Here is a 25,607-nt window from a genome sequence, read left to right on the forward strand (position 1 = left end):
CTTCCCTTGCGTTGGATGGGGCTGCATGCCTATCTCTGGTTGGACAAACAACGATGAGAGATCACCATGCGCTTTACGCTTCCGACGCCTGTATTTGATGCCAATGCTTCCGCTGCTGCGGGTGATTTTGGAAACTTGCCAGAATGGAACCTCACTGATCTATATGCAGACGAAGACGCGCCTGAGCTCGAACGTGACATGGCGTGGCTTGAAACCGCCTGCGCCAAGTTTGCAACTGACTATGAGGGTAAACTCGCCGATCTAGACGCCGCAGGTTTGTTGCAATGTGTGACAGACTACGAGGCGATTGACCTTATCGGTGGGCGCATCATGTCCTTTGCTGGTTTGCGCTATTACCAGAACACAATGGATGGCAACCGTGCACAGTTTTTACAAAACTGTCAGGAACAAATCACCGTATTCACCGGTCAGCTAGTGTTCTTCTCTCTTGAAATTAATCGCCTCGAAGACGAATCACTCGCCGCGATGTTTGCGCAAAATGATGACCTTGCCCGTTATAAACCGATCTTTGAGCGTCTGCGCGCGATGAAACCTTATCAACTTTCAGATGAGTTGGAAAAATTTCTGCATGATCAATCCAGCGTTGGATCCTCTGCTTGGAATAAACTCTTTGATGAAACAATTGCGGGCCTGACTTTCAACATCGAAGGTGACGCGTTGAACCTAGAGGCAACGCTTAATTTTCTAACGGACGCTGATCGTTCCAAACGCAAAGTTGCTGCGCATGAACTGGCGCGTGTCTTTGGTGAAAATACAAAACTGTTCGCCCGCGTGCACAATACTCTCGCCAAAGAAAAAGAAATCGAAGACCGCTGGCGCAACATGGAAAGCCCACAAATGGGCCGCCATTTGGCCAACCATGTTGAACCCGAAGTGGTCGAAGCCTTGCGCGACGCTGTGGTCGCCGCCTACCCCAAACTAAGTCATCGTTATTATGCCTTGAAGGCAAAGTGGCTAGGTCTCGACACGATGGAAGTTTGGGACCGCAACGCGCCGCTTCCTGTTGAGGATACCAAGGTTGTCGATTGGGCCGAAGCAGAAAAAACTGTGATGGACGCCTATGCAGCGTTCGATCCCAAAATGGCCGAAATCGCCAAGCCCTTTTTCACAGATGGCTGGATCGACGCTGGTGTCAAAGAGGGTAAAGCCCCCGGAGCATTTGCCCACCCCACCGTGACCAATGTTCATCCTTATGTGATGCTGAACTACCTTGGAAAACCTCGTGATGTCATGACCTTGGCTCACGAATTAGGCCACGGAGTCCATCAGGTCTTGGCTGCCGAACAAGGTGAACTTTTGTCATCAACCCCCCTGACACTGGCAGAAACAGCCTCAGTTTTTGGCGAAATGCTGACCTTCCGCAAAATGCTAGAAGGCGCAAAAACATCAACTGAACGCAAGGTATTGTTGGCCGGTAAAGTCGAAGACATGATCAATACCGTTGTGCGCCAAATTGCGTTTTACGACTTTGAATGCAAACTGCACGCAGCGCGCTCCGAGGGTGAATTGACCACCGACGACATCAACGCCCTGTGGATGTCCGTGCAAGCAGAAAGCCTCGGCCCAGTGTTTGACTTCATGCCGGGTTATGAAACGTTTTGGTCCTACGTCCCTCATTTTGTTCATTCGCCATTTTACGTCTACGCCTATGCATTTGGTGATGGGTTGGTGAATGCACTGTATGCTGTTTACGAAGAAGGGGATGCAGACTTCCAAGCCAAGTATTTCGATATGCTAAAAGCCGGAGGTTCCAAGCACCACAAGGAGCTTTTGGCGCCGTTTGGGTTGGACGCATCTGATCCGAAATTCTGGGACAAAGGGCTCAACATGATTTCATCAATGATCGATGAACTCGAAAATATGGAAGAGAATTAAGGTGTAAAATACACCTTAATCCCACGACCTAAAGCCCTGCAAACTGCGGGGCTTTTTCTTTATCTGCGCCACGAAGAAGGAAACTGGTGACTTTTGAGGTGAAAAATGCAAAGTACTTCCAGCTTATTTTTATAGGCCCCAAGTACGCACTTCTTTTGTATCACCTGTACCCATCCGGAACCGTATTCATGTCATCAGAACCGTTAGCCACCCTATGTTTTCGATCGATGTTCACAAAGCAGGATGGCCTACTGGCTTTCAATGAGATCCAAACCAAAGCTGCAGCGCAAAACCCCCCACATGATTTGACTGGAATGCTTATCTTTGACGGGCATCATTTTCTGCAGCTTCTCGAAGGGCCAATGGATGCGGTCACATTGAAATTCCAATCCATCGCACGGGATACACGGCATGGCTCTGTACTGCCTTTTGCCGTACGCCGCATTTCCGAAAGAGGGTTTCCCGACTGGACCTCAGAATGGGTAACCCCAGAAACCTTTGCCGCCGCTGGACTTCCTCCTTTGGGACAGCTCAATCTGTTGTCCCCACCGGTTCACACCGCTATTCGCCGTTTACTGAAAAATATTCGCGCCAAGCGGCCCTATTCGGCGGGCACTTCCATAACCGACGAAAACAGCCTGAGCGCTCGGGCTATAAACTCAGCAAATTAAAGAATTACAAAGCAAATATATCATCGATCATGCGCTGCGTTCCTTGGCTAAACTCCAACGGGCACGCAAATTCACGTTGACCTGCCACCGCGGCGGCAAAAGCTTCTACTTGCAATACATACTGATTAACTCCCGGAAACCGTTCTATTTGTACGGATTTTCCGGGCTGGTGTAATTCAATTTGCGCCTGATCAAATACCCCAGCGTTAAAAGGGGCCGTCATGCGGATCACCCCTCCATCACCATGAAAATTCATTTCCTGACGACCAAACATCCCCATCGATGTTAAAGCACTGAAGCTAAAATCACCAAACCACCCTGTAACACGCGCAGTTTGATCCACCCCGTTGGCCCAGGTTATATCGGCATTCAAAGTCGACGGTTCTTGTCCTGTTGCGAACCTGATCGCACCATACGGATAAACGCCAATGTCGGGAATGCTACCCCCTCCGGTTTCCGGCTTATTGCGTATATTCGTTGTGTCTTTTCTATTATCGTAGGTGAACACACCGTCCACGTGTTGCAATTGTCCTATCGCGCCGAATTGCAGCATGTCCCGTACTCTGATCCACTGAGGATGATGCACAATCATAAATGCCTCGGCCACATGCAAACCGGTTTCGTCTCGCAAAGCAATTAAACGATCAATATCTTGGGCGCGCAAAGCAATCGGTTTTTCGCACAAGACATGTTTTCCCGCCCGCAGAGCTTTTTCAGCCCACTCAATGTGTAAATGGTTAGGCAAAGGAATGTAGACGGCATCAATAGCTGGGTCCGACAACAATTCATTATAATCGGTATAAACCGTTAAGTCTGGGCAGAACGCCTGAAACGGTGACGCCTTTGCCGCTGTTGACGTTGCAAGGGCTGAAAGGGTTGCACCTTTCGCCTGATGAATAGCAGGGGCCATGTGTTCACGGGCAAATTTCGCAGCGCCTAAAACGCCCCAACGCATTACGGTCATAAAAAAACTCCGGTCGCAAATGTTAGCGCAACCGGAGTGACCTATTTTTTCAGAAAAATCTAGCCTTAACTCGTTTCGAGTAATCCACGTGTACGAGCCAATTCGCGCATTTTCTTTTGGAGCTTTTCAAACGCCCGCACTTCGATTTGGCGAATGCGCTCGCGGCTTACTCCGAATTTCTCTGACAACTCTTCTAGCGTTTTTGGCTTATCCAAAAGCCGACGCTCCATCAGGATGTCTTTTTCACGATCATTCAAAACGTCCATTGCTTCGGTCATCAATTCGCGACGAACCGCCAATTCATCCTTGGCCTCATAATCGCCTGCCTGATCCGCATCTTCATCCTCAAGCCAGTCCTGCCACTCCATCGTGGCATCGCCATCAGAGCCAACCATCGCATTCAAAGATGCATCCCCACCGGATAAGCGGCGGTTCATTGAAATCACCTCTTCTTCGGTGACGTTTAGATCGTGTGCAATACGCGCGACATTCTCGGGACGCAAATCCCCTGCTTCGAGGGCACCAATACGGGATTTAGCTTTGCGTAGGTTGAAAAACAGTTTTTTCTGCGCGGATGTTGTGCCGAGCTTGACCAAGGACCAGCTGCGCAAAACGTATTCTTGGATCGAAGCCCGGATCCACCACATTGCGTAGGTGGCCAAACGGAACCCTTTGTCTGCATCAAAACGCTTTACCGCCTGCATCAAGCCAACATTCGCTTCTGAAATCACCTCAGCCTGTGGCAATCCATAGCCGCGATATCCCATCGCGATTTTTGCCGCTAAGCGCAGGTGAGATGTCACCATTTTATGGGCAGCGTCACTGTCTTGGTGATCGGCCCAGCGCTTCGCCAGCATAAATTCTTCTTCGGGCTCCAGAAGCGGGAACTTCCGAATGTCCTGCATATAGCGGTTCAGGCCCTGTTCGGGTGATGGTGCTGGAAGGTTTGTATAGTTGCTCATCTGCGCCCCCTAATTCTGTGGCCTTCATGTTTAAGGCCTTAACATAGACCCAAATAGATACGCGAGTACCGTATTTCAAGACCTACGTCTTACAAAATAAACCTTAACGAAACGGGGACTTCCAGAATAGAACATTCCGGTTTTATGACAAATAATCGCTGAAATGTGACGGTTACCCTGAAATATTACAGAAGCGGACCCATCATCGCGACAAGGTTGTTGGACAGCCTTTTTCCAAGGCTCCATCCCTGAACGTCGTGCAATGTCACCTCGTTGCTATCTTGTAGATAGGTTTCCTGACGTTGGCGCATAGCGCCCACAAACAGTTCATCCATAACGAACATATTGTTTTCATAGTTTATATCGAAACTACGCCTGTCCATGTTTGCCGACCCAAATATTGCCGAGCGCCTGTCGGCAACCATGGTTTTCGCATGTAATAGCCCCGGCTTATATTCAAAAATACGAACCCCTGCCTCCAGCAATGACAAGTAATAGCTGCGGCTCGCGCGCCCAACGATGCCTGAGTCATTGCGCGCCGGGAAAATCATGGTAACCGCAACACCACGGCGCGCGGTTGAACACAGCTGCTGATGCAAGGCCTCATTGGGCACATAATAAGGTGTGGTTACGACCAGTTCTTCGAACGCAGAGGTAAGCAACATCTGAAACATGTCCGGCACCGCTTGCACACCCTGTGTTGGCCCCGTTCCAGATGTAATCGCAATCATATCCCCTTTGGCTTTGGGCATTTCCTGCATCAAGTCCGAAATATCTTCCTCGGCGTGGGTCATCCAATCGCTCGCGAATATCCACTGCATTTGCCACGCAATAGGCCCCTGAACGCGCGCAACGACATCAACCCAAGGGGCGAACTTTGCCTTAGGCAAAAATGCCGGGTCGGCGCAATTCTGGCTCCCGCAATAGGTTGTCTCAAAATCTATTACTGCAATTTTTCGGTGATTACGAACATCCGCCCGGCTAAAGATCATATGCCAAAGCAAAAATGTTAAATCAAAAGTAATGGCCGTTTTGGCACCTGAGGCAGCCAAATCACGCCAATGATCAGAACGCGCCATTTTACGCGACCCCAAACCGTCAATCAAACATCGACACGTCACACCACGTGCGGCGGCGCGTTTGACGGCCTCCAAAACCTTTAAGCCATTTTCGTCTGTCAGCCAGATATAAAACAGCAGATGCACATGTTCCGTTGCCGCGTCGATATCCGCCACCATGCGATCAATCGCACTGTCGCTATCTGCCATCAGTTCTGCACTATTCCCCGCCAAAGCCTGAAACTCATTCACGACGGCAATACGATCAAAAACGGGGCGTAATACCTGAGGAATAACGCTAGGCGAGAGTTCTGAAACAACCGCAGGATGACTTGGCAGGCGTGCGATGTTTTCTTTCATGCGCCGCACCGTTTTCTGACCGATATTCACCTCGCCAAATAGATAATACAGCAGCATCCCGACAATGGGCAGGACTAGAATAACCACGACCCACGCAATCCTTGACGCAGGTTCGCGCCCTTCACGTGTGATCGCGCGGATCACTGTTAGGATTTGTAAAACTGTGTGGATCGTCCAGTAGAAAATAGCGCCAAACATTTCTGTCCTCCTAAAGGCGACAGTGCATCAGGCGAATTCTTTGGTCAAACCCGAAGCGCGTCCATCAATCCGATCATGTCGTCTGGCATGGGGGCCGCGAACCGCATATCGTCACCGGATACAGGGTGTACAAAGCCAAGCGTCGCCGCATGAAGCGCTTGACGCGGGAAATTTCGCGCAGCTTGAACGCCATTTTCCCCGACAGACTTCACCGGCAGCTTGCGTCGGCCTCCGTAGGTTTGATCCCCAATCAATGCGTGTCCTGCATGTGTCATGTGGACACGAATTTGGTGGGTACGGCCTGTTTCCAACCAACATTCGATTAATGCAGCCACACCGGCAGGCGCACCAAAGCTTTCAAGAATACGGGATCTGGTCACCGCATGGCGCCCACCATTAAACATCACTTGTTGGCGTTGGCGGTCATGTTTGTGACGCGCCAGTTGCGTGGTGATTTTCATAATATTGGCGCTTTCGAAATTCACGCCTTTGACCCCGCGCAAGCGTGGCTCGGAGGCATCCGGCACACCATAGACAACCGCATGATAGTGACGTTCAACCGTATGTTTTTCAAATTGCGCAGCCAATCCGTGATGTGCCCGGTCAGATTTTGCCACCACCAAAACACCAGATGTGTCTTTGTCAATCCGATGCACAATGCCGGGGCGTTTTGAGCCGCCCACCCCCGATAGCGTATCCCCACAATGATGTAAAAGCGCATTGACCAAAGTCCCAGACGGAGTCCCCGGCGCTGGATGCACCACCATGCCAACAGGTTTATTGATGACAATCAGGTCTTCATCTTCAAACAGGATATCAAGCGGGATATCTTCGGGCAGAATGTGACTTTCGGAGGCATTGGGGACCTCGATGTCATACACTTCGCCTTCGGCCACTTTGGCTTTGGGGTTGTCGATCACGTCGCCAGCGCGCCGAACGCTTCCGTCCGTGATCAGTTTCATTAAACGTGACCGGCTTAGCGACGCTGCCTCTGGCACATCCCGCGCAAGCGCTTTATCAAGACGAGGCGGAGGGTTTTCCGCAATCACAACAGTGACGATCAAAGGCTCAGACATGCAAGACAATCCCACACCGGAAGAACTTCCGGCTTCGCTTCAATTTCTGCGCCTGATGGTGATGGTCCTGACAGGCACGATGATTGCTGGGCTTGTAGTGCTGATTGTTCTGTTTGTCACCCGCTTCCCGACAGCGGCAGTTTCGCTGCCCGACAGCATCACCCTACCCGACGGTTCAACCGCCACCGCATTCACACGCGGCGCAGGTTGGTATGCGATTGTAACGGATGATGATGAAATTCTGATTTTCAACGCAAGCGACAGCAGCCTGCGTCAACGGATCATTATTGAATAGCGTCATATCTGGTTTTTATCCGTGCCTGATGCCACTTTGCATTTCTATCGATGTCTTTGTAACTATTGAGGCTATGCACGATATATAGCGGTGAAGACTGCGACATGACGAACAGAACTAGAAAGTACGTTTCCATTATGACGGTTTCTAGGTCAAATTGAAACGGTCGCGAAAACGTACTATGTACGAGCCATAACATCACCCAGCTAAAAAGGGTGAACGTTAGGGTACCGAGAATGCCCCAGATCAAAAGTAAATTGCATGTTGTTTTGTACGGGGGAAACGCCATATCCCGCGCGTGATCTGTGGGAAAGGCCGTGTCTTTCGGGAGATTTTTTATCTTATCAGACGCGACAATCGCGGCCCCCACGGTAAAAACAAAACTTACAGCGAGCAAAACCACACTATCAACGCAAAAATTGAGGATAAATACAGCTGTCCAAATTAACAGCAGTGTTTTTTGCAATGCTTTTCCTTCGCGACCTTTCAAAGAAAATAGGAACAATGTTTTCCCCTTAAATCAAAACAACACATAAAATAGCCCGGCTTAGCCATAATCTCGCGCCTCAAACCTAGTCTTTCTTTGAACCGCATAGCGCGCTCAGTGATGCTTGCGTCATACATCGCCCAAAGGTAGATAGATAGCCACCACAATCCCGTTAAGGAAATTAATATGAAACGAGTTATTGGGGTTTTCCTCGCCAGCGCACTGTCAAGTTGCGGCCTCTCCGAAGAAAGCCAAGCCGTTGGACCCATGGTCGCCCACAACCCCACTTTGGCATATTTAGAATACATTGAAACACCCGCATTGAAAGAACTGCAATCTTTGGGGGCGCTGCGCGCATCCTCCGTGCTTGCGCTGTCCGGTAGCATCTCAGATCGCTGCGACTATGTTGATATCAACACAAATTCGCAGGCTTACGTTAGGCAGAACCTTTCACGTGCCGTACTGTTCCGCGGCAGAGCCGCCATGGTCCAAGATGTTGCAGCTACACGCACGTCTTACGGTGAACAGTTCAACGTCAGCTTTGAACCCGACGCAACCAGCAACCTATGCCATGTTGCGGAAAGAGTATTTGCGGATCAGTCGGCGATTTCTGCATATCTGGTAGATCGCAGATTGGGCACCCAGTGACATATTAACTTGGCCAACCTGTCACTGCACGTTTGGCCAAGTTCGCGACACATATTGGCAGGTCTAAAGACTTCGGCGCACGGCATTCTAACGCCCTGAAGACGAAGCTGCCGTTAATTTATAAAGTTTATGGTGCGGGTAGAGGGACTTGAACCCCCACGCCTTGCGGCGCTAGAACCTAAATCTAGTGCGTCTACCAATTTCGCCATACCCGCATCCGTAAGAGCGTCTCAGCTCTTGCCGCACTCTCTAGCAAAGGTTTTCAGAAGTGGCGAGAGCAAAAATGACATTGTGGGAAAAAAACTTTTATAAAATTCTTTAAGGTATTGAGTTAACTGACTTAAAACAAATGAACATACTAAATATTTCGAAATTCACCTCTTACTATCTCGACCTGATAATATAGACCCAGTTCCCGAAGGTATGCCTTTTGAAAATAGATTGCACTTAGACACCACTTCGCAATGCAATCACCCAACGGACCACAAAGGTGACTGGGAATCACATGTCGGGCAAATTTGAATTCAGATTCAAGAATAGCCCCAAAGCCAGGTATTATTTTTGCACACTGCACGACAAATAATCCAATTGCACAAAAATTAGGCAATCGCACCCATTTTGAACAACTTCCACCCTCTTCGCTATTATCGTCAATTGCGACCGCACATCGAAAATGGTTTCACAGCCATAGAAACCTGCAAAGGAGTCGCGGCCATGAAAAAGATCGAAGCAATCATCAAGCCTTTCAAATTGGATGAAGTGAAGGAAGCCCTTCAGGACATCGGTGTGCAGGGGCTTTCGGTGATCGAAGTCAAAGGCTTTGGCCGACAGAAAGGCCACACGGAACTCTACCGTGGCGCTGAATATGTCGTCGATTTCCTTCCTAAGGTGAAACTCGAAGTTGTTCTGCCTGACGATCTGGTGGACGACGCGCTAGAGGCGATCATTGACGCCGCAAAAACAGATAAAATCGGCGACGGGAAGATTTTCGTTTCCCCCGTTGAACAAGCCATTCGCATTCGGACCGGTGAAACCGGTGACGACGCGCTGTAACTGAAAACGCAGGTCTCCTGCAAAGACATCTTATTTTGGTAAAGGATGAAATCTATGAACAACGCTGATGTTGTGAAGCTCATCGCAGACGAGAGCATCGAATACGTTGACGTACGTTTTACCGACCCGCGCGGTAAACTGCAGCACGTTACAGTTATCTCTGACCTAGTGGACGAAGACTTCCTCGAAGAAGGCTTCATGTTTGATGGATCTTCCATCGCAGGTTGGAAATCTATCGAAAACTCAGACATGAAACTGATCCTTGATCCGGATTCAGCTTATGTTGATCCGTTTTATGCTGAGAAAACTTTGGCGATCCATTGTTCCGTTGTTGAACCTGACACTGGCGAAGCCTATTCACGCGACCCGCGCGGCACAGCGCAAAAAGCTGAATCTTACCTGATTGCATCTGGCATCGGTGACACAGCATACATGGGTCCAGAGGCTGAATTCTTCCTCTTTGACGACGTGCGTTTCTCTGTTGAAATGAACAAAGTGTCGTTCCAAATTGACGCGCAAGACGCATCTTGGAACTCTGATACTGAATACGAAATGGGCAACATGGGCCATCGCCCAGGCATCAAAGGCGGTTACTTCCCAGTGAACCCAATTGATGACGCACAGGACATCCGTTCTGAAATGCTGTCCACAATGAAGCGCATCGGCATGAAAGTGGACAAGCACCACCACGAAGTAGCGTCTTGTCAGCACGAACTCGGCCTGATCTTTGGTACATTGACCAAACAAGCGGATGAGCTGCAGAAGTACAAATACATCGTTCACAACGTGGCACACGCTTACGGCAAAACAGCGACCTTCATGCCAAAGCCATACTACGGCGATAACGGCACAGGCATGCACGTAAACATGTCCATCTGGAAAGATGGCAAACCATTGTTTGCAGGCGACAAATACGCTGATCTTTCCCAAGAAGCGCTGTATTTCATCGGCGGCATCCTGAAGCACGCGAAAACACTGAACGCGTTCACAAACCCAGCGACCAACAGCTATAAGCGCCTGATCCCAGGGTTCGAAGCCCCGGTTCTGCGCGCGTATTCAGCTGCAAACCGCTCTGGCTGTGTCCGTATTCCATGGACCGAAAGCCCGAAAGCAAAACGCGTTGAGGCACGTTTCCCTGACCCAGCAGCCAACCCATACCTGTGCTTCGCAGCCCTTCTGATGGCTGGCCTTGACGGCATCAAAAACAAAATCGATCCGGGCCCCGCATCTGACAAAGATCTTTACGATCTGCCAAAAGAAGAACTCGCAGGTATCCCAACTGTTTGTGCATCTTTGCGCGAAGCACTTGAAAGCCTCGAAGCAGATCACGACTTCTTGCTCGCGGGTGATGTGTTCACCAAAGACCAAATCGACGGTTATCTGGCAATCAAATGGGAAGAGGTCCAAGCCTTTGAACACATGCCACACCCAATCGAGTACAAAATGTACTACAGCTGCTAATCAGCACCTGAAAGAACATCAAAGGGCACCTTCGGGTGCCCTTTTTGGTGATATTTCGATTAGCATGAGAGCGCCAAAAAGCTTCAACAGTAGCGTTGTTTCGAAGGTTTTTTCGGCGGCGTGAAACGGTGTGGTTTGAGCCCGTTCCGAAAAAGAGTGGTTACTGAGCGGCCGAAGTTTGAATTTGGAATCGTAAGCAAACGAAGATATAATACTTCTAATTTTTAGCATCACATTAGGTTATTTCCATGAGGCCCTTCGTTTTATCAATCTTCGCAACTTTTATAGCTACGCCATCGATTGCGGAAGAATTTTCAATTGATCGCTCCTACACATACTATCAACAGGATCTTTTGACTAAAGACGCTGCGTGCATTGCTGCATTCAGAGAGGTGATTGTTCCCAATTTTCGGGGATTAAATGGAATTGAGCTGAGCGCGAACAGTATTGTTGATACAACATTTGGTGCTCTCGCAACATATACGGATGTCAATTTCCGCAGCGTGTATGGCGATTCAGTTGGCTCAATTAGCTGTGCGTTCGCAGCGGATTTAAGTACTGTAACCGACGTTGGTGTTTCATTTACTGGAGCCGGACTTGGTGGATTTGAGAGACGGGGCCAAACAAGCCCTTCCAGCGATCCTGCAGACTGGAAGGTCACCAGTTTTTCCTCCCAGATACTGCAATAAAACACGGCGCAATAAGCTGGGCACTTATCTTTCTGTATCGGATACTCAGCACGTTCCAAAAACGACCATTTGTTCAATGGCGTTCTCAAACCCGACATTTGAGCATTTGATACGAACGGCCACAATATCCCACAACAGTCGACTATACCGCAAGATATCATAAAGTTCGCTTTGCGCGTCAAACTACGCACTCCAAAAAAATAAGCGATGTGTGAATGAAAAACTTAGCATAAGACTCATCCGTAGAATTTTCACCGTATTCTCACAAACTCGCCCAGCAGCTGTCTCATTTTCGTCTAAATCCGCTTTTAGCCTATCTTCAAGCAGCAAACACGATGAGGCATCCATGGAACAGACAATCAGCCGGGCAGATATTCTTCTTCAGAAACCGTCATCTTTGACAGTGCCTCGTATTGGAAAACTGATCAAAGCAAGTGTTGGTAAAACAACCGATCCGCTGAAAGTGAAATCCAATGATGATTTAATCGAACTGTCCAATGATGCAGTTTACATTCGTGTATCAAAGCAACCCATTCCGCTGACTGCTGAACATTTTGGCGGCGTACTGCGCAATTCGCCGGGGCGCTCACCTCAGCAGGTGGTCAGCTTTTTGATGGGGCATCAGGCCCATTTTCACATCTCTGTTCGTGTTACAGGAAAAGACCCTCGCGCGCTGAGCGATAAAATTTGTGCGGTAGCAACGCTCGCATTGACCAAATCAGATACGCCCCACGCCATACACTGGGAACAAAGCGAACAATTGTTGGAGCTGGATGCTTTTCATGCATTTTGCCAAGAGCGCGAATTTGCGGCACCGGCGCCCTCTTATGTGTCAAACGCCCTCGCCTATTTGGGTAAACTCAAGCCGCAGGCCAAACCAGCCGTCGCAAAGTCAGAAATTGCGGCTCCTGTAGTGCATCAAGCAGCGAGCGAACCACAGCCCAAAGGCCATAGCCGCTTTGAACAGGAAAAAGCATTGCGCGACATCTTTTCATCCGCATCTCAAAAAGCGACTGGCGGATTGTTCCAGCGTTTGATGCCAACCTAACGCCTTTGACAGCGCGCAACTCGCCCTATTTTAACAACCTTGAATGCAGCAATATACCGTAATCGAACAAATCGGATGTTGCTGCTTTCCAATTTGCTGAGAACGCAAATTGATCCTGCTTTAGCAATTTGGCGATCTCCGCCAAGCTCCGCCGCCCATCTATCAATGACAACACCCCAGCCGCAGATTTGGGGATCGTCAACACCTGTTGCGCGCCCTCAACCGTGATACGAAGTGATCCCGTTTTACTGATTTGTTGCGCTAGCGCCTTTGCATTCACCCCTTTGAGATGCGGAATTTGTGCCATGTCCCCACGCTTGGCCTGCGCAGATTGTTTGCTCGCACTCGGAACCGCATACCCCACATGAAGCTTTAGCGTGCCCCGGAGTTTTTCCGCCAATTGCATCGCCTCAACCGGGTCAGTTGGGGCCACGACGCCTTTTGGCAATAATAGCGCAGGATCATAAAGCGCAGGTTGGGTAAAACCGCTCAGACTTAATCCAGCCTTTTCCAATGTGTCTACCAACTCTGTCACCAGATATGGGCGATCTTGGGAGTGAAGCAAAAGGTCGTAAAACCCAGCATCGCTTTGATTGTGGTCAACCAAATGTGGATTACACTTAAACGGATGTCCCTCAGGCAATGCCGCAAACATCTCTTTCGCTTTTCTTAGTTTTTCCGTTGGAGAGAGGCCCCCCAATGCTGCGCCGAAAGCTTGCTGCAAAGGATAAACTCCACTTCGGCCATAGGGCGCATATACCATAAATCCCAACCCGCCCTCGGGCGCCAATGCTTGGGATAATGCATCAAATCCCGCCTGTGGTTCAGGCAAGTGATGCAGCACCCCACAACAATCAATGTAATCGAATGGGCCATATTTCGGAGCGTCTAGCAAACTACCCGTTAAGAAGGTGATGTTCTTTAATCCTCTCACCTTCGCGCGCGCTTCGGCAATTTTACGCGACGCAGTTGAAAGGTCGATATATGTTATTTCATAAGGGCGCTTTGCTGTGGTCAGCACCTGAGCCAATTGAATAAGGGCATCGCCCGTCCCGCCCCCTGCAACCAGTGCCTTAAGCGGTTTTGACCAATCTCGTTTGCCGCCAAACACAAAGTGATCCATCTCAAGCGGATGCGATGGCGATCCAACGATCAGACGCTTCTTTTCGTCCTTTGGATTGCGTTCAGGATAGGGGTACGCTTCGTATTGGGATTTTACATCGTTCATAACTATGCCACCGCAATGGGATTATCCGATAGACCATCGGCTTGTTCTTCGGTCAAGTTTTCACGCCGTACAACGCTTGTGTGGATCGAAAAAACAACAGCATTCGACTGCGGTAGCCGGATCATGGATTGCCTCTCAGATCGAACAAAGGCTGCAGGGCCGGTTGGCCTCGGTCTGGGATCATTTTCCAAACGAGGCTGATATAGCTCAGGATCCGTATAAAATAATGCATTGGCCCGCCACATTGGTCGATCAACTTGAATACCGTCAAACAGGCGTTGCACGCGTTTTCCTATATTGTCATCGTATACATCGACCGTCGCATGAATTGCCAACAAAGGCCGCATATATTTTTGCCTGAGTGTCCAACTTGCAGGAAAACACAGCAATGCAGCCGTCAAGACATGCTCATCACCCTGTTTTTCCATTATAGCGAAATCTTCTTGGACAAGTTGGCTGAGCGTCATCATCGGGCTTTCCCAATCGACGATAACTCGCTCACCATCAGGGCGCGTGATTTCTTGATTGTCGAAGTGGAACCCAGGCTGACCCTTCAGTTCCTCAAGTACTGCCTCCAGCAGTTCGTGCGCGGCGGGTTGTGCGCCGTCGGAAACCATCAGAACATCGCTCAGGCTTGTCTGTAGCAGAGAACGTTTGCGTTTCAGTTGGCCGGTATAAGCGTCATCGACGATCAACCATCGCCCCGCTTCAATCGGCATCAACCCTGGCAATTTTCGCGCACGCGGTTCCAACCAAGGCGCAAACGTCAGTTTGCTTTGACAAATCATATCCATACCTTCGGGTATCGAAGCATTTCACATGCGTCAAGGTCTCTGAAAACAGCCATAAAACCGACCTGTGATTATGTCGGTTTTGAACATGACAGATGCGTCAAGTTTCCCAAAACTCGCCTCAAAGGGAGACCAGCTATGACCACGCCATATCGTGAACACCGCAAGATTGACCCCACACTTGGGGATCGCCTACCTGATGGCAGTGCAAATAATAATGACCGCGTTGAAATCGGCCCGACACAACTGGCCTATCGCGAATGGGAAGCCGCAGGCTTAATCTTACCCAATCTCGATTCCATGCGCGCTTATCGCCATCAACGTTTAACAAAAGGCGTTCAAGCCCGTGACTATGGCGGCATACTTATGTTTGATCCGCTGAACATTCGTTATGCGACCGACTCGACCAATATGCAGTTATGGAACACCCACAACCCCTTTCGCGCGGTTTTGGTTTGCGCCGATGGATACATGGTCATTTGGGACTATAAAAATGCGATGTTCCTGTCTGAATTTAACCCCTTGGTCAAAGAGCAGCGTTCAGGCGCTGATCTTTTCTATTTTGATCGCGGCGACAAAGTGGATGTCGCTGCTGATGTCTTCGCCAACGAAGTCCGCAAGCTAATCGAAGAACACGGTGGCGGTAACATGCGCCTTGGTGTTGATAAGCCAACTATTCACGGCTCCCGCGCACTCGAAGCCCAAGGCTTCAACATCATCCCTGGCGAAGAACTGACCGAAAAAGCTCGTTCCATCAAAGGCCCCGATGAAATTTTGGCCATGCGATGCGCGTCCGTTGCCTGCGAAAATGCTGTAGCTGAAATGGAACGCTTCGCACGTGTCAACGTGCCCGAAGGCCAGACATCTGAGGACGATATCTGGGCTGCGCTTCACGCTGAAAACATAAAACGTGGCGGTGAATGGATCGAAACACGTCTGTTGGCTTCTGGTCCCCGGACCAATCCATGGTTTCAAGAATGTGGTCCACGCATTGTTCAAAATAATGAAATTGTATCGTTTGATACGGACCTCATCGGTGCATACGGCATATGTGTTGATATTTCACGATCTTGGTGGATCGGTGATCAAAACCCGCCTGCCGAAATGGTTTACGCAATGCAGCATGGTTATGAGCACATCCAACATAACATGCAGATGCTCAAACCCGGTGTCTCCATCGAAGAGCTTTCGCGCAATTGCCATAAACTCGATGATAATTTCCAAAACCTGAAATACGGCTGCATGATGCATGGCGTGGGTCTTTGTGACGAATGGCCTTTGGTTGCATACCCAGATCAAATGGTTCCGGGTGCCTTTGACTACACCCTAGAACCTGGCATGGTCCTATGTGTTGAAGCGTTGGTCAGCCCCGAAGGTGGTGACTTTTCGATCAAACTTGAAGATCAAGTGTTGATCACCGAAGATGGCTTTGAAAATCTTACAACATACCCATTTGATGAACGCCTTATGGGACAAGGTTAAACTATTTTGCGGCGGGATCATCATTCCGCCGCTCACGCCAATCTCCTCACCATTCCTCACCTTCGTGTGAAATCAATGTAACGCGCTTGTAACTATATCTATACCACTCCACTTTAAAGAAGAGCGGGAATATTTGGGGAAAGACATGGCCACAGAGCGCATTACATTCGAAGGTTTTAGCGGACATCAATTGGCCGCACGTCTGGATTTACCTGACGGTCCTCACCTTGGAACAGCCCTGTTTGCCCACTGTTTCACTTGTTCAAAAGACATCCCAGCGGCCCGCCGCATCGCTGATCGTCTTGCTGGCATGGGTATTGCTGTCTTGCGCTTTGATTTCACCGGGCTTGGGCATTCTGGTGGGGAATTTGAAAACACCTCATTCAGCTCAAACGTTGCCGACCTCCGTGAAGCTGCAAAATACCTAGCGAATCGCGGTATGGCACCCGGAATGTTAATCGGTCATTCTTTGGGCGGTGCTGCTGTTTTGCGCGCTGCTGGTGGCATAGACAGCGTTCGCGCGGTTGTAACGCTTGGCGCACCATTTGATCCGGAGCATGTGACCCACAACTTTGGCGAATCCCTGTCGGAAATCAACAAATCTGGATCGGCTGAAGTCTCTCTTGGCGGGCGGCCATTCCGCATAAATAAAGAATTTGTTGAAGATGTAGCTGCGGAAAACCTTGCCCCTGCAATTGCCGGGCTGAAACGCGCTTTGTTGGTGATGCACGCGCCTTTGGATACGGTCGTCGGAATCGAAAACGCCCAACACATCTTTACCGCGGCCCATCATCCCAAAAGCTTTGTCACTCTGGACAATGCTGATCACTTGATCACCAACGCCTGTGATGCTGAATATGCTGCTGATGTTATTTCTGCATGGGCGGGCCGTTACATGAGCCTGCGCCAACCTGCGCCCCCAATTGGCGCGCCTGAAGGTGTTGTTCGGGTGTCAGAGGCCGATCCAAATGGTTTCATGCAAGACGTGAATTCTGGCCCGCTTCATCACATGATCGCAGATGAACCTTTGGCTTACGGCGGTACAAATCGCGGAATGTCTCCCTATGGTTATCTCGCGTCAGGCTTAGGCGCTTGCACATCTATGACGATCCGCATGTATGCACGCCGCAAAGGCTGGCCATTAAAACATGTGTCGGTGGACGTAACCCACGACAAGGTCCACGCTCAAGACGCAAGTGGCGCGACCTCAGCCAAAATCGACAGTTTCCACCGTAAGATTCATTTAACAGGCAATCTCGACGAAACTCAGCGCCAAAGATTACTGGAAATCGCTGACAAATGCCCTGTTCACAAAACGCTCGAGAGCAGTTCACACATAGAAACATCGCTGGTACCGGCAGGATAACTCCAACCGTACCCCCAAGCGGCACAGCTTTGCGCAGCAAAGCGTATACAGAAAACCGCACCTCATCCGAGGTGCGGTTTTCACTTTAGTTAATCTCCGATGCGACAATGTCCCCAGTCGAAACGTCGTCGTAATCGCCGGTGAAACGCACTTGGTCGCCGCTGCGCTCAAGATCAAAACAGGCCCACAAAGTATTAGGCGGCCATTGCGAACAATACCGATCTCCTGTGACCCGCCAACTCCCCCAACTGTCTGTTCCCGCATTATAGAGGGTCCGACCAGATGCGTAAAATATCTGAGTTGCAGAGCCATATACAACGGTTTGGTCCGTCAACGCTTCGCGAATGCCAGCTTCATCCAAAAGCTGCCATTCCTGTGCTTGTGCGCTAACGCCCGCAAACATTGCCGCTGCGACAACAAAACCTCTCATATTTTCTCCTAAACCTTGTTCAATTGCTCGCTCCAGTCTAAGAGGACGCTCGCCCCTTCTTCAATTCAAAAGGCTGTCAACACATGATCCCTCGCTATTCCCGCCCCGAAATGGTTGCGATCTGGTCCCCTGAGACCAAATTCAAAATCTGGTATGAGATCGAAGCCCACGCTTGCGAAGCAATGGCAAACATCGGTGTTATCCCACGTGAAAACGCTGATGCGGTATGGAAAGCGAAAGACGTTGAATTCGACGTTGCGCGCATTGATGAAATCGAAGCGGTCACGAAACATGATGTTATCGCATTTTTGACTCACTTGGCCGAACATGTCGGTTCTGATGAGGCACGTTTTGTGCACCAGGGCATGACATCCTCCGATGTTTTAGATACCTGCTTTAACGTGCAATTGGTGCGGGCAGCCGATATCCTCATCACGGATGCTGAAAAACTACTGGCAGCTTTGAAACGTCGCGCGCATGAACATAAGATGACGGTTCGCATTGGTCGCTCTCATGGCATTCATGCTGAACCGACAACCATGGGCCTCACCTTTGCGCGTTTCTATGCAGAAATGGATCGCAACCTTGCCCGCTTGAAAACAGCACGCGCAGAAATCGCAACTGGTGCGATTTCTGGCGCTGTCGGGACATTCGCAAATATCGACCCACAAGTCGAAGAATATGTATGCGCCCAACTGGGTCTTGAGGCAGAACCGATCTCAACGCAGGTTATCCCGCGCGATCGTCATGCAGCATTCTTTGCCGCATTGGGCGTCGTTGGATCATCCATCGAAAACGTTGCAACCGAAATTCGCCACATGCAACGGACCGAAGTGCTCGAAGCCGAAGAGTTTTTCTCAAAGGGCCAAAAAGGCTCCTCTGCGATGCCGCATAAACGCAACCCTGTGCTGACCGAAAACTTAACCGGCCTTGCTCGCTTGGTACGCATGGCCGTTGTGCCTGCAATGGAAAATGTAGCGCTTTGGCATGAACGCGATATTTCGCATTCTTCTGTTGAACGTAATATTGGCCCAGACACGACAATCACACTTGATTTTGCTCTGGCACGTTTGACCATGGTTGTCGAAAATTTGGTTATCTATCCTGACAATATGCTGGCGAATATGAATAAATTCCGTGGCCTTGTCATGTCTCAGCGTGTTCTGCTCGCCTTGACCCAAGCTGGCGTTTCACGCGAAGACAGCTACAAATTGGTTCAGCGCAACGCGATGAAAGTTTGGGAAGAAGGCAAAGACTTCAAAACTGAATTGCTGGCGGATGACGATGTATTGGCTGCACTCTCAGCTGAGGAAATCGAAGAAAAATTCGATCTTGGCTATCATACAAAACACGTCGATACTATTTTCAAACGTGTTTTTGGTGAATGATAAATCAATTGCGGGCCCTTCGGGGCCCCTTTTGTTAAATTTGATAGGGGTCTCTTAACGCTTCGGTGTCAATCTGAATGAAACCACAGATTGGAGAGAACCCCTTGTCTGCCCTACCCCAGCTGACCAACCAATCCGCCTCAACACAGCCCGCTGTTGGCGCACAAACACCCCAATTGCAGGCTAATCCAGATACGCCAGCGCATCCCGGCCTCCCAACCCTCAATCGAAAACAAAAAGCCGCCATTGTTGTGCGTCTTTTGTTGTCAGAGGGCGCCAAGATTTCTTTGACGGATCTCCCTGAATCGCTTCAGGCTGATCTAACAGAACAAATTAGCGCTTTGCGTATGGTTAAACGTGATACGCTAAAAACTGTCGTATCTGAATTCATGTCAGAGTTGGAAAATGTCGGTATGGCCTTTACTGGCGGAATCGAAGGCGCGCTTTCAGCGCTTGATGGGTCCATCAGCCCGACCATGGCACAACGCCTGCGCAAAGAGGCCGGAATGCGGGCCATTAGTGACCCTTGGCAAAAAATCACCGACCTTGAAGAAGAAAAAATTCTTCCGATTCTCGAGGCAGAAAGCACGGAAATCTGCGCCGTAATTTTGGCCAAGCTGACCGTGGCGAAATCTGCAGCACTTTTATCCCAAATTCCCGGCCCACGTGCGCGCCGCATCGCATATTCGATGTCGCAAACCAATTCCGTCACTCCTGACGCCGTTGCCCGCATTGGATCAGCAATTGCCGCACAGGTCGATAATGTAAGCATTCCGGCATTCGAGGATGAGCCAGACGAACGTGTAGGAGCGATTTTAAACTTTTCTTCTTCCTCAACTCGAGATGACGTTTTGGAAGGACTGGAAGAAACCGACGCGAGTTTTGCACAAAAGGTCCGCAAAGCAATCTTTACCTTTGAACATATACCACGCCGCATGGACGCACGCGATATCCCCAAAATTATTCGTGGTGTAGAACAAGATCAGCTCGTAATTGCGTTGGCCGCTGCACGTCAGATGGGGCATGACGCATCTGCGACATTCGTTTTGTCCAACATGTCCAAACGGATGGCAGAACAATTGGAAGAGGAGATCGGCGAATCCGGCACCATCAAAGAAGCAGATGGAGAGGCCGCCATGAATGCACTGATCGCTGAAATTCGCACCCTAGAAGCCGCAGGAGAAATTACGCTGATCGCGGAGGATGAATAAAACCGCCACTGCGTACGGACACTTCTGTCGAGCTTGAGCTTTGTGAAAAAGGGAACTATGTCTTTCTTAACTTTGACGGCTAAGAAAGATGCCTTATATGCCTACATCCAAGCGCAAATTTGGCCATTTCCTTTCGAACCTAGCGTTGCAAGGTGTCCTCACGCTACCTAGACTACTTCCGTATCGGCCTCGTATTGCCTTTGCTGGTTGGATGGTGTCCCGACTTGTGGCCCCATTGGCAAAGTACGACAAACGCATTCGTGCGAACCTAAATTATGTTTTGCCCGAACTTCCGGAAACAACAGTGGATGAGCTGTGTCGTACGGTCCCCGAAAATGCTGGGCGCACATTGATGGAAGTTTATTCCGGCGATGCTTTTGTAGAGCGCATTCGTGAGGTCCCAATAACCGGCCCCGGCTTAGCCGAACTGGATGCAGCCCATGCAGCCGGGCGCCCCATCATTGTTGTGAGCGGGCATTTTGGAAATTACGACGCCCCGCGCGCAGCATTGCGGTTACGAGGGCATCAAATTGGGGCGCTATACCGCCCATTTAGCAACCCATATTTTGACGCGCATTATCTCAAAGCCATTCAAAAAGTTGCATCGCCCATATTTCCGCAATCGCGGCGTGGATTATCGGAGATGATCCGGTTTTTAAAGGCCGGAAACACAGTCGCAATCTTGATGGATCTTCACAGTACCTCAGGAAGCCTGTTGTCATTTTTTGGAAAACCAGCGCCCTCTTCGCTTTCTGCTGCGGAGCTTGCTTTGAAATATGACGCGCTTTTGGTTCCGGTATATGGCACCCGGCAAGAGAACGGCTTTGATTTCTCAATCGAAGTGGAAGCTCCGATTCCACACACAGACGCCGAAACCATGACCCAATTGATCGCCGATAGCCTAGAGGCACGGGTGCGCAACGATATGGCGCAATGGCTCTGGATACACCGCCGTTGGAAACCGGAACGCACTCAGCGTATGCGTGAGGCCGCCAATATAGAACCGTAGTTTTCCTCCTGAAGGATAACGACAATGGGATCATTCCCTGAAACATCAGCCGTCAAAGAGAGCGGGTTGCGGCCATTCCAAACGTTAACGGTTTCCCACGATGTTACAATATTGGCGTAGGAAATTGTACGGCCACGATTTTCACCTGCACGAATTGAAACTTCCTCATACGGGGTATAGCGAACTACGTGCACATCGTAGTTCCCCGCCGAGGGGGCCGCGATATTGGTAGAAAGCCTTACCGTATTTCCGCTCCTTGCAATCTCAAGCGAAACACCGTTTTCACGTGCAGCGTGCCGCTCGATTGAATTTGCCACAGCACGTCGGTTGCTCCCAATCAGTAAATCATTACCGCCAATGATCGCCTGAGGCGTATAAACCGTCCTCTCTCCGCGCGCTTGCACAATATAACGTTGGCGATTCGAGTACGCGACATCGCTAAAAGCATCCCGCCATCCGAGATAATCCCAATAATCTACATGTAATGCCAAGGCGATCACGTCATCTCTCTCGGCATAGTCGAGAAAAATTTCATCGGCAGGCGGGCAAGATGAACATCCCTGTGAGGTATAGAGCTCCAACACAACGCCATCCGCTGCAGCGTTTTGTCCCACCCCAAACGCCATCACAGCGCTCAACATCGTTTTTTGAATAAATTTCGCCATATTTCACTCTCAGTCCTACCTGCCAACAGGTTTAACGCGATTTTCTAGAAACCTCTAATCAAGGTTTTGCGAGCAAGATAAAAAGGGAAATCCTGACTGCTTCCCTGCCTGAACACATAAAACACACCCCGAATGGTAAAAATTGTGTGCAATAGTATACAAAGTTTGATCTTCGGACTTGAACGAATGCTTTGCATCAGGCAAAAGCAGGCCAGCGATACCCCGGAATTCATTGAGGGAGGCCAAAATGCCCATCACAGTTGGACAGGACACTGCCAAAACCCGCAAGACCTTAACAGTCGGCGACCAAAGCATTTCATATTATTCTATTCCTGCTGCACAAGCTGCTGGTCTCGGCGATTTTTCAAAATTGCCCGCAGCACTGAAAGTAGTGCTAGAAAACATGCTGCGTTTTGAAGACGGAAAAACTGTTTCCGTTGATGACATCAAAGCATTCGCTGAATGGGGTGCCAAAGGCGGCAAGAACCCCCGCGAGATTGCCTATCGCCCTGCCCGCGTTTTGATGCAGGATTTCACGGGCGTTCCCGCAGTTGTTGATCTGGCTGCGATGCGCGACGGTATTGTTGCCCTTGGTGGCGATGCTCAGAAAATTAATCCATTGAACCCAGTTGATCTCGTGATCGATCACTCCGTGATGATTGATGAGTTCGGTAATCCGCGCGCGTTCCAAATGAACGTGGATCGTGAATACGAACGTAACATGGAGCGCTATACGTTCCTTAAGTGGGGCCAATCTGCGTTTAACAACTTCCGCGTTGTTCCGCCCGGCACGGGCATCTGTCACCAGGTAAACCTTGAATATCTGGCGCAAACTGTTTGGACTGATACCGATCAGGACGGCGTTGAGGTTGCATATCCTGATACGCTTGTTGGCACCGACAGCCACACAACCATGGTGAACGGCCTAGCTGTTCTAGGTTGGGGTGTTGGCGGTATCGAAGCCGAAGCCGCGATGTTGGGTCAGCCAATTTCGATGCTCATCCCCGAAGTTGTTGGTTTTGAATTAACCGGCGAAATGATGGAAGGCACCACCGGTACCGACCTCGTGCTAAAAGTTGTTGAAATGCTGCGCGCAAAAGGTGTTGTTGGCAAATTCGTTGAATTCTTCGGCAAAGGCCTTGATGTTCTGCCTCTGGCAGACCGTGCAACCATTGCCAATATGGCACCAGAATATGGTGCGACCTGTGGCTTCTTCCCAATCGATGGCGAAACCTTGCGTTACCTACGCACGTCTGGCCGCGATGAAAACCGTATTGCATTGGTTGAGGCTTACGCCAAAGAAAACGGTTTCTGGCGCGATGCGGATTATGCCCCAGTTTATACAGACACGTTGCACCTTGATATGGGCACCATCGTTCCTGCAATTTCCGGGCCAAAACGCCCGCAGGACTATGTAGCCTTGACCGAAGGCCAAAATGCATTCCGCAAAGAAATGGAAGAAACCTTCAAACGCCCAATGGGCAAAGAGGTTGCTGTCGCTGGCGAAGACTACACCTTGGAAAGCGGCAAAGTTGTGATCGCGTCCATCACGTCGTGCACCAATACATCCAACCCTTATGTGATGATCGGCGCGGGCCTTGTGGCACGCAAAGCGGCAGCACTGGGTCTGGATCGTAAACCTTGGGTCAAAACATCTCTCGCGCCCGGATCGCAGGTTGTGTCTGCTTATCTCGAAGCGGCTGATCTGCAAAAAGACCTTGATTCCATCGGGTTCAATCTTGTTGGCTACGGCTGTACCACCTGTATTGGTAACTCTGGCCCGATCCAAAAAGAACTCTCGGAGGCGATTGCCGAGGGCGATTTGGTCGCAACCTCTGTTCTATCTGGAAACCGGAATTTCGAAGGTCGGATTAGCCCGGATGTACGCGCGAACTATCTCGCGTCACCTCCGCTTGTTGTGGCCTATGCTTTGGCTGGGACATTGGACATCAACCTTGCAACAGATGTGATTGCCCAAGACAAAGACGGCAATGACGTTTACCTCAAAGATATCTGGCCAACCACACAAGAGGTTGCAGAACTGGTTGAACAGACCGTCACCCGCGAAGCGTTCCAAGAGAAATACGCTGACGTCTTTAAAGGCGACGACAAATGGCAAGGCGTTGAAACAACGGATAGCCAAACCTACGACTGGCCTGCGTCTTCGACCTATGTTCAAAACCCACCTTATTTCCAAGGGATGGGCATGGAACCAGGTACGATCACCAACATCGAAAACGCCAAAGTTCTGGCCGTTCTTGGTGACATGGTAACCACCGACCACATTTCGCCAGCAGGTTCTTTCAAAGAGACGACACCGGCCGGTCAATACCTCGTTGATCGTCAGGTGCCTGTCCGCGAATTCAACTCCTATGGCTCACGTCGTGGCAACCACGAAGTGATGATGCGCGGCACCTTCGCGAACATTCGGATCAAAAACGAAATGTTGGACGGCGTTGAAGGTGGATACACCAAAGGTCCAGACGGCGCGCAAACTTCAATCTTTGATGCGGCTATGGCCTATCAAAACGAAGGTGTTCCAACCGTCATCTTTGGTGGCGAACAATATGGCGCAGGCTCAAGCCGTGACTGGGCAGCCAAAGGCACTGCGCTATTGGGTGTGAAGGCTGTGATTGCCGAGAGCTTTGAACGCATCCACCGTTCAAACCTCGTAGGTATGGGTGTGATTCCGTTTGAATTCACCGGCTCAGACAGCCGTAAAACGCTCGGCCTGAGCGGTGATGAAACGGTGTCCATTTCTGGTCTGGATACAATCCAGCCCTTGCAAGAAGTACCTGCGACCATCACGATGTCCGACGGCACACAAAAATCAATCTCGCTAAAATGCCGGATCGATACAGCCATTGAAATTGAATACATCGAACACGGTGGCGTTCTGCACTATGTGCTGCGTAATCTAGCCAAAAGCTGACGCAAATGCACAGGTTAAAGAAAAGCCCCGATCAATTGATCGGGGCTTTTCTATTTTAGGAAACGGGTTGTTTCTAATCTTAGGTCAAAATGACCTAATTTCGCCGTGATTCATTAACTATTATTACCTATAGTAACGACCATGATTGATCTCGCTATTCCTCAGGACCGACATTATCGGCTAGGCGTTCAAGTCTTATGGCTTGAACTGGCAATCTTTATCATGCTCTCAATCGGATA

22 protein-coding genes and 1 tRNA gene are annotated in these 25,607 nt (G+C 49.9%); 14 read left to right on the forward strand and 9 right to left on the reverse strand.

Features of this window, described 5'->3' with window-relative positions; translation table 11 throughout:
• Positions 1-66 precede the first annotated feature (66 nt).
• Together G9C99_RS03515 and G9C99_RS03520 are read left to right on the forward strand one after the other, a co-directional pair.
• A complete protein-coding gene (locus G9C99_RS03515; protein WP_166416044.1) occupies positions 67-1,896 on the forward strand; it encodes a M3 family oligoendopeptidase in 1,830 nt (609 codons plus the stop codon).
• Between the two features lie 188 nt (positions 1,897-2,084).
• Positions 2,085-2,567 carry a BLUF domain-containing protein gene (locus G9C99_RS03520; RefSeq protein WP_166416045.1) on the forward strand — a complete coding sequence of 161 codons (483 nt, stop codon included), beginning with the start codon at positions 2,085-2,087 and terminating at the stop codon, positions 2,565-2,567.
• A 4-nt stretch (positions 2,568-2,571) separates the two neighbouring features.
• Here the strand turns inward: G9C99_RS03520 and G9C99_RS03525 are convergent, their stop codons facing one another.
• The 4 genes from G9C99_RS03525 to G9C99_RS03540 form a co-directional block, all read right to left on the reverse strand.
• The gene (locus G9C99_RS03525) at positions 2,572-3,531 is read right to left on the reverse strand and encodes a Gfo/Idh/MocA family protein (RefSeq protein WP_166416046.1); all 960 of its coding nucleotides are present in this window, start codon (positions 3,529-3,531) and stop codon (positions 2,572-2,574) included.
• 65 nt (positions 3,532-3,596) lie between these two features.
• Entirely contained in the window at positions 3,597-4,493 is an 897-nt protein-coding gene (gene rpoH / locus G9C99_RS03530) for an RNA polymerase sigma factor RpoH (RefSeq protein WP_166416047.1), read from the reverse strand.
• 185 nt (positions 4,494-4,678) lie between these two features.
• Complete coding sequence (gene cls / locus G9C99_RS03535; protein ID WP_166416048.1) at positions 4,679-6,109, reverse strand: cardiolipin synthase; 1,431 nt, start codon at positions 6,107-6,109, stop codon at positions 4,679-4,681.
• A 44-nt stretch (positions 6,110-6,153) separates the two neighbouring features.
• The gene (locus G9C99_RS03540) at positions 6,154-7,185 is read right to left on the reverse strand and encodes an RluA family pseudouridine synthase (protein ID WP_166416049.1); all 1,032 of its coding nucleotides are present in this window, start codon (positions 7,183-7,185) and stop codon (positions 6,154-6,156) included.
• Between G9C99_RS03540 and G9C99_RS03545 the strand changes: the two genes are divergently transcribed.
• Together G9C99_RS03545 and G9C99_RS03550 are read left to right on the forward strand one after the other, a co-directional pair.
• Positions 7,184-7,480, forward strand: coding sequence for a DUF6476 family protein (locus tag G9C99_RS03545; protein WP_166416050.1), 297 nt, complete (start codon positions 7,184-7,186; stop codon positions 7,478-7,480). The two genes, G9C99_RS03540 and G9C99_RS03545, sit on opposite strands and share 2 nt — an antisense overlap.
• Before the next feature lie 673 nt (positions 7,481-8,153).
• Entirely contained in the window at positions 8,154-8,615 is a 462-nt protein-coding gene (locus G9C99_RS03550) for a hypothetical protein (protein ID WP_166416051.1), read from the forward strand.
• Positions 8,616-8,745: 130 nt separating this feature from the next.
• Here G9C99_RS03550 and G9C99_RS03555 read toward each other — a convergent pair.
• Positions 8,746-8,830: transfer RNA gene (locus G9C99_RS03555), tRNA-Leu, on the reverse strand.
• A gap of 499 nt (positions 8,831-9,329) precedes the next feature.
• Here G9C99_RS03555 and G9C99_RS03560 point away from each other — a divergent pair.
• From G9C99_RS03560 to G9C99_RS03575, 4 genes are all read left to right on the forward strand, one after another.
• Positions 9,330-9,668 carry a P-II family nitrogen regulator gene (locus G9C99_RS03560; RefSeq protein WP_166416052.1) on the forward strand — a complete coding sequence of 113 codons (339 nt, stop codon included), beginning with the start codon at positions 9,330-9,332 and terminating at the stop codon, positions 9,666-9,668.
• 54 nt (positions 9,669-9,722) lie between these two features.
• Positions 9,723-11,129, forward strand: coding sequence for a type I glutamate--ammonia ligase (gene glnA, locus G9C99_RS03565; RefSeq protein ID WP_166416053.1), 1,407 nt, complete (start codon positions 9,723-9,725; stop codon positions 11,127-11,129).
• A gap of 248 nt (positions 11,130-11,377) precedes the next feature.
• Entirely contained in the window at positions 11,378-11,818 is a 441-nt protein-coding gene (locus G9C99_RS03570; protein WP_166416054.1) for a hypothetical protein, read from the forward strand.
• Between the two features lie 346 nt (positions 11,819-12,164).
• A complete protein-coding gene (locus G9C99_RS03575) occupies positions 12,165-12,866 on the forward strand; it encodes a hypothetical protein (RefSeq protein WP_166416055.1) in 702 nt (233 codons plus the stop codon).
• Between the two features lie 25 nt (positions 12,867-12,891).
• Here the strand turns inward: G9C99_RS03575 and G9C99_RS03580 are convergent, their stop codons facing one another.
• Together G9C99_RS03580 and G9C99_RS03585 are read right to left on the reverse strand one after the other, a co-directional pair.
• Positions 12,892-14,094, reverse strand: coding sequence for a class I SAM-dependent methyltransferase (locus G9C99_RS03580; protein ID WP_166416056.1), 1,203 nt, complete (start codon positions 14,092-14,094; stop codon positions 12,892-12,894).
• 2 nt (positions 14,095-14,096) lie between these two features.
• Positions 14,097-14,882 (reverse strand): heme-dependent oxidative N-demethylase family protein, encoded by a 786-nt coding sequence (locus G9C99_RS03585; RefSeq protein WP_331459962.1) that lies wholly within the window; start codon positions 14,880-14,882, stop codon positions 14,097-14,099.
• 141 nt (positions 14,883-15,023) lie between these two features.
• On the opposite strand from G9C99_RS03585, the gene dddP reads away from it, so the two are divergent.
• Complete coding sequence (gene dddP / locus G9C99_RS03590) at positions 15,024-16,367, forward strand: dimethylsulfonioproprionate lyase DddP (RefSeq protein ID WP_166416058.1); 1,344 nt, start codon at positions 15,024-15,026, stop codon at positions 16,365-16,367.
• A 145-nt stretch (positions 16,368-16,512) separates the two neighbouring features.
• Positions 16,513-17,733 (forward strand): bifunctional alpha/beta hydrolase/OsmC family protein, encoded by a 1,221-nt coding sequence (locus G9C99_RS03595; protein ID WP_166416059.1) that lies wholly within the window; start codon positions 16,513-16,515, stop codon positions 17,731-17,733.
• 85 nt (positions 17,734-17,818) lie between these two features.
• On the opposite strand, the gene G9C99_RS03600 is transcribed toward G9C99_RS03595, so the two are convergent.
• Positions 17,819-18,163 (reverse strand): hypothetical protein, encoded by a 345-nt coding sequence (locus G9C99_RS03600; RefSeq protein ID WP_166416060.1) that lies wholly within the window; start codon positions 18,161-18,163, stop codon positions 17,819-17,821.
• A gap of 83 nt (positions 18,164-18,246) precedes the next feature.
• Between G9C99_RS03600 and purB the strand changes: the two genes are divergently transcribed.
• The 3 genes from purB (at position 18,247) to G9C99_RS03615 (ending at position 21,771) form a co-directional block, all read left to right on the forward strand.
• The gene (purB, locus tag G9C99_RS03605; protein WP_166416061.1) at positions 18,247-19,551 is read left to right on the forward strand and encodes an adenylosuccinate lyase; all 1,305 of its coding nucleotides are present in this window, start codon (positions 18,247-18,249) and stop codon (positions 19,549-19,551) included.
• Positions 19,552-19,655: 104 nt separating this feature from the next.
• Positions 19,656-20,762 (forward strand): flagellar motor switch protein FliG, encoded by a 1,107-nt coding sequence (locus G9C99_RS03610; protein WP_231703955.1) that lies wholly within the window; start codon positions 19,656-19,658, stop codon positions 20,760-20,762.
• Between the two features lie 97 nt (positions 20,763-20,859).
• Positions 20,860-21,771 carry a lysophospholipid acyltransferase family protein gene (locus G9C99_RS03615; RefSeq protein WP_331459963.1) on the forward strand — a complete coding sequence of 304 codons (912 nt, stop codon included), beginning with the start codon at positions 20,860-20,862 and terminating at the stop codon, positions 21,769-21,771.
• Here the strand turns inward: G9C99_RS03615 and G9C99_RS03620 are convergent.
• Positions 21,735-22,436 (reverse strand): DUF1223 domain-containing protein, encoded by a 702-nt coding sequence (locus tag G9C99_RS03620; protein WP_166416064.1) that lies wholly within the window; start codon positions 22,434-22,436, stop codon positions 21,735-21,737. The genes G9C99_RS03615 and G9C99_RS03620 overlap by 37 nt on opposite strands.
• Before the next feature lie 247 nt (positions 22,437-22,683).
• Between G9C99_RS03620 and acnA the strand changes: the two genes are divergently transcribed.
• Positions 22,684-25,368 carry an aconitate hydratase AcnA gene (acnA, locus tag G9C99_RS03625; RefSeq protein WP_166416065.1) on the forward strand — a complete coding sequence of 895 codons (2,685 nt, stop codon included), beginning with the start codon at positions 22,684-22,686 and terminating at the stop codon, positions 25,366-25,368.
• Positions 25,369-25,607: the final 239 nt, after the last annotated feature.

The organism is Cochlodiniinecator piscidefendens (genome assembly GCF_011326755.1).
Classification (GTDB): Bacteria; Pseudomonadota; Alphaproteobacteria; order Rhodobacterales; family Rhodobacteraceae; genus Cochlodiniinecator; species Cochlodiniinecator piscidefendens.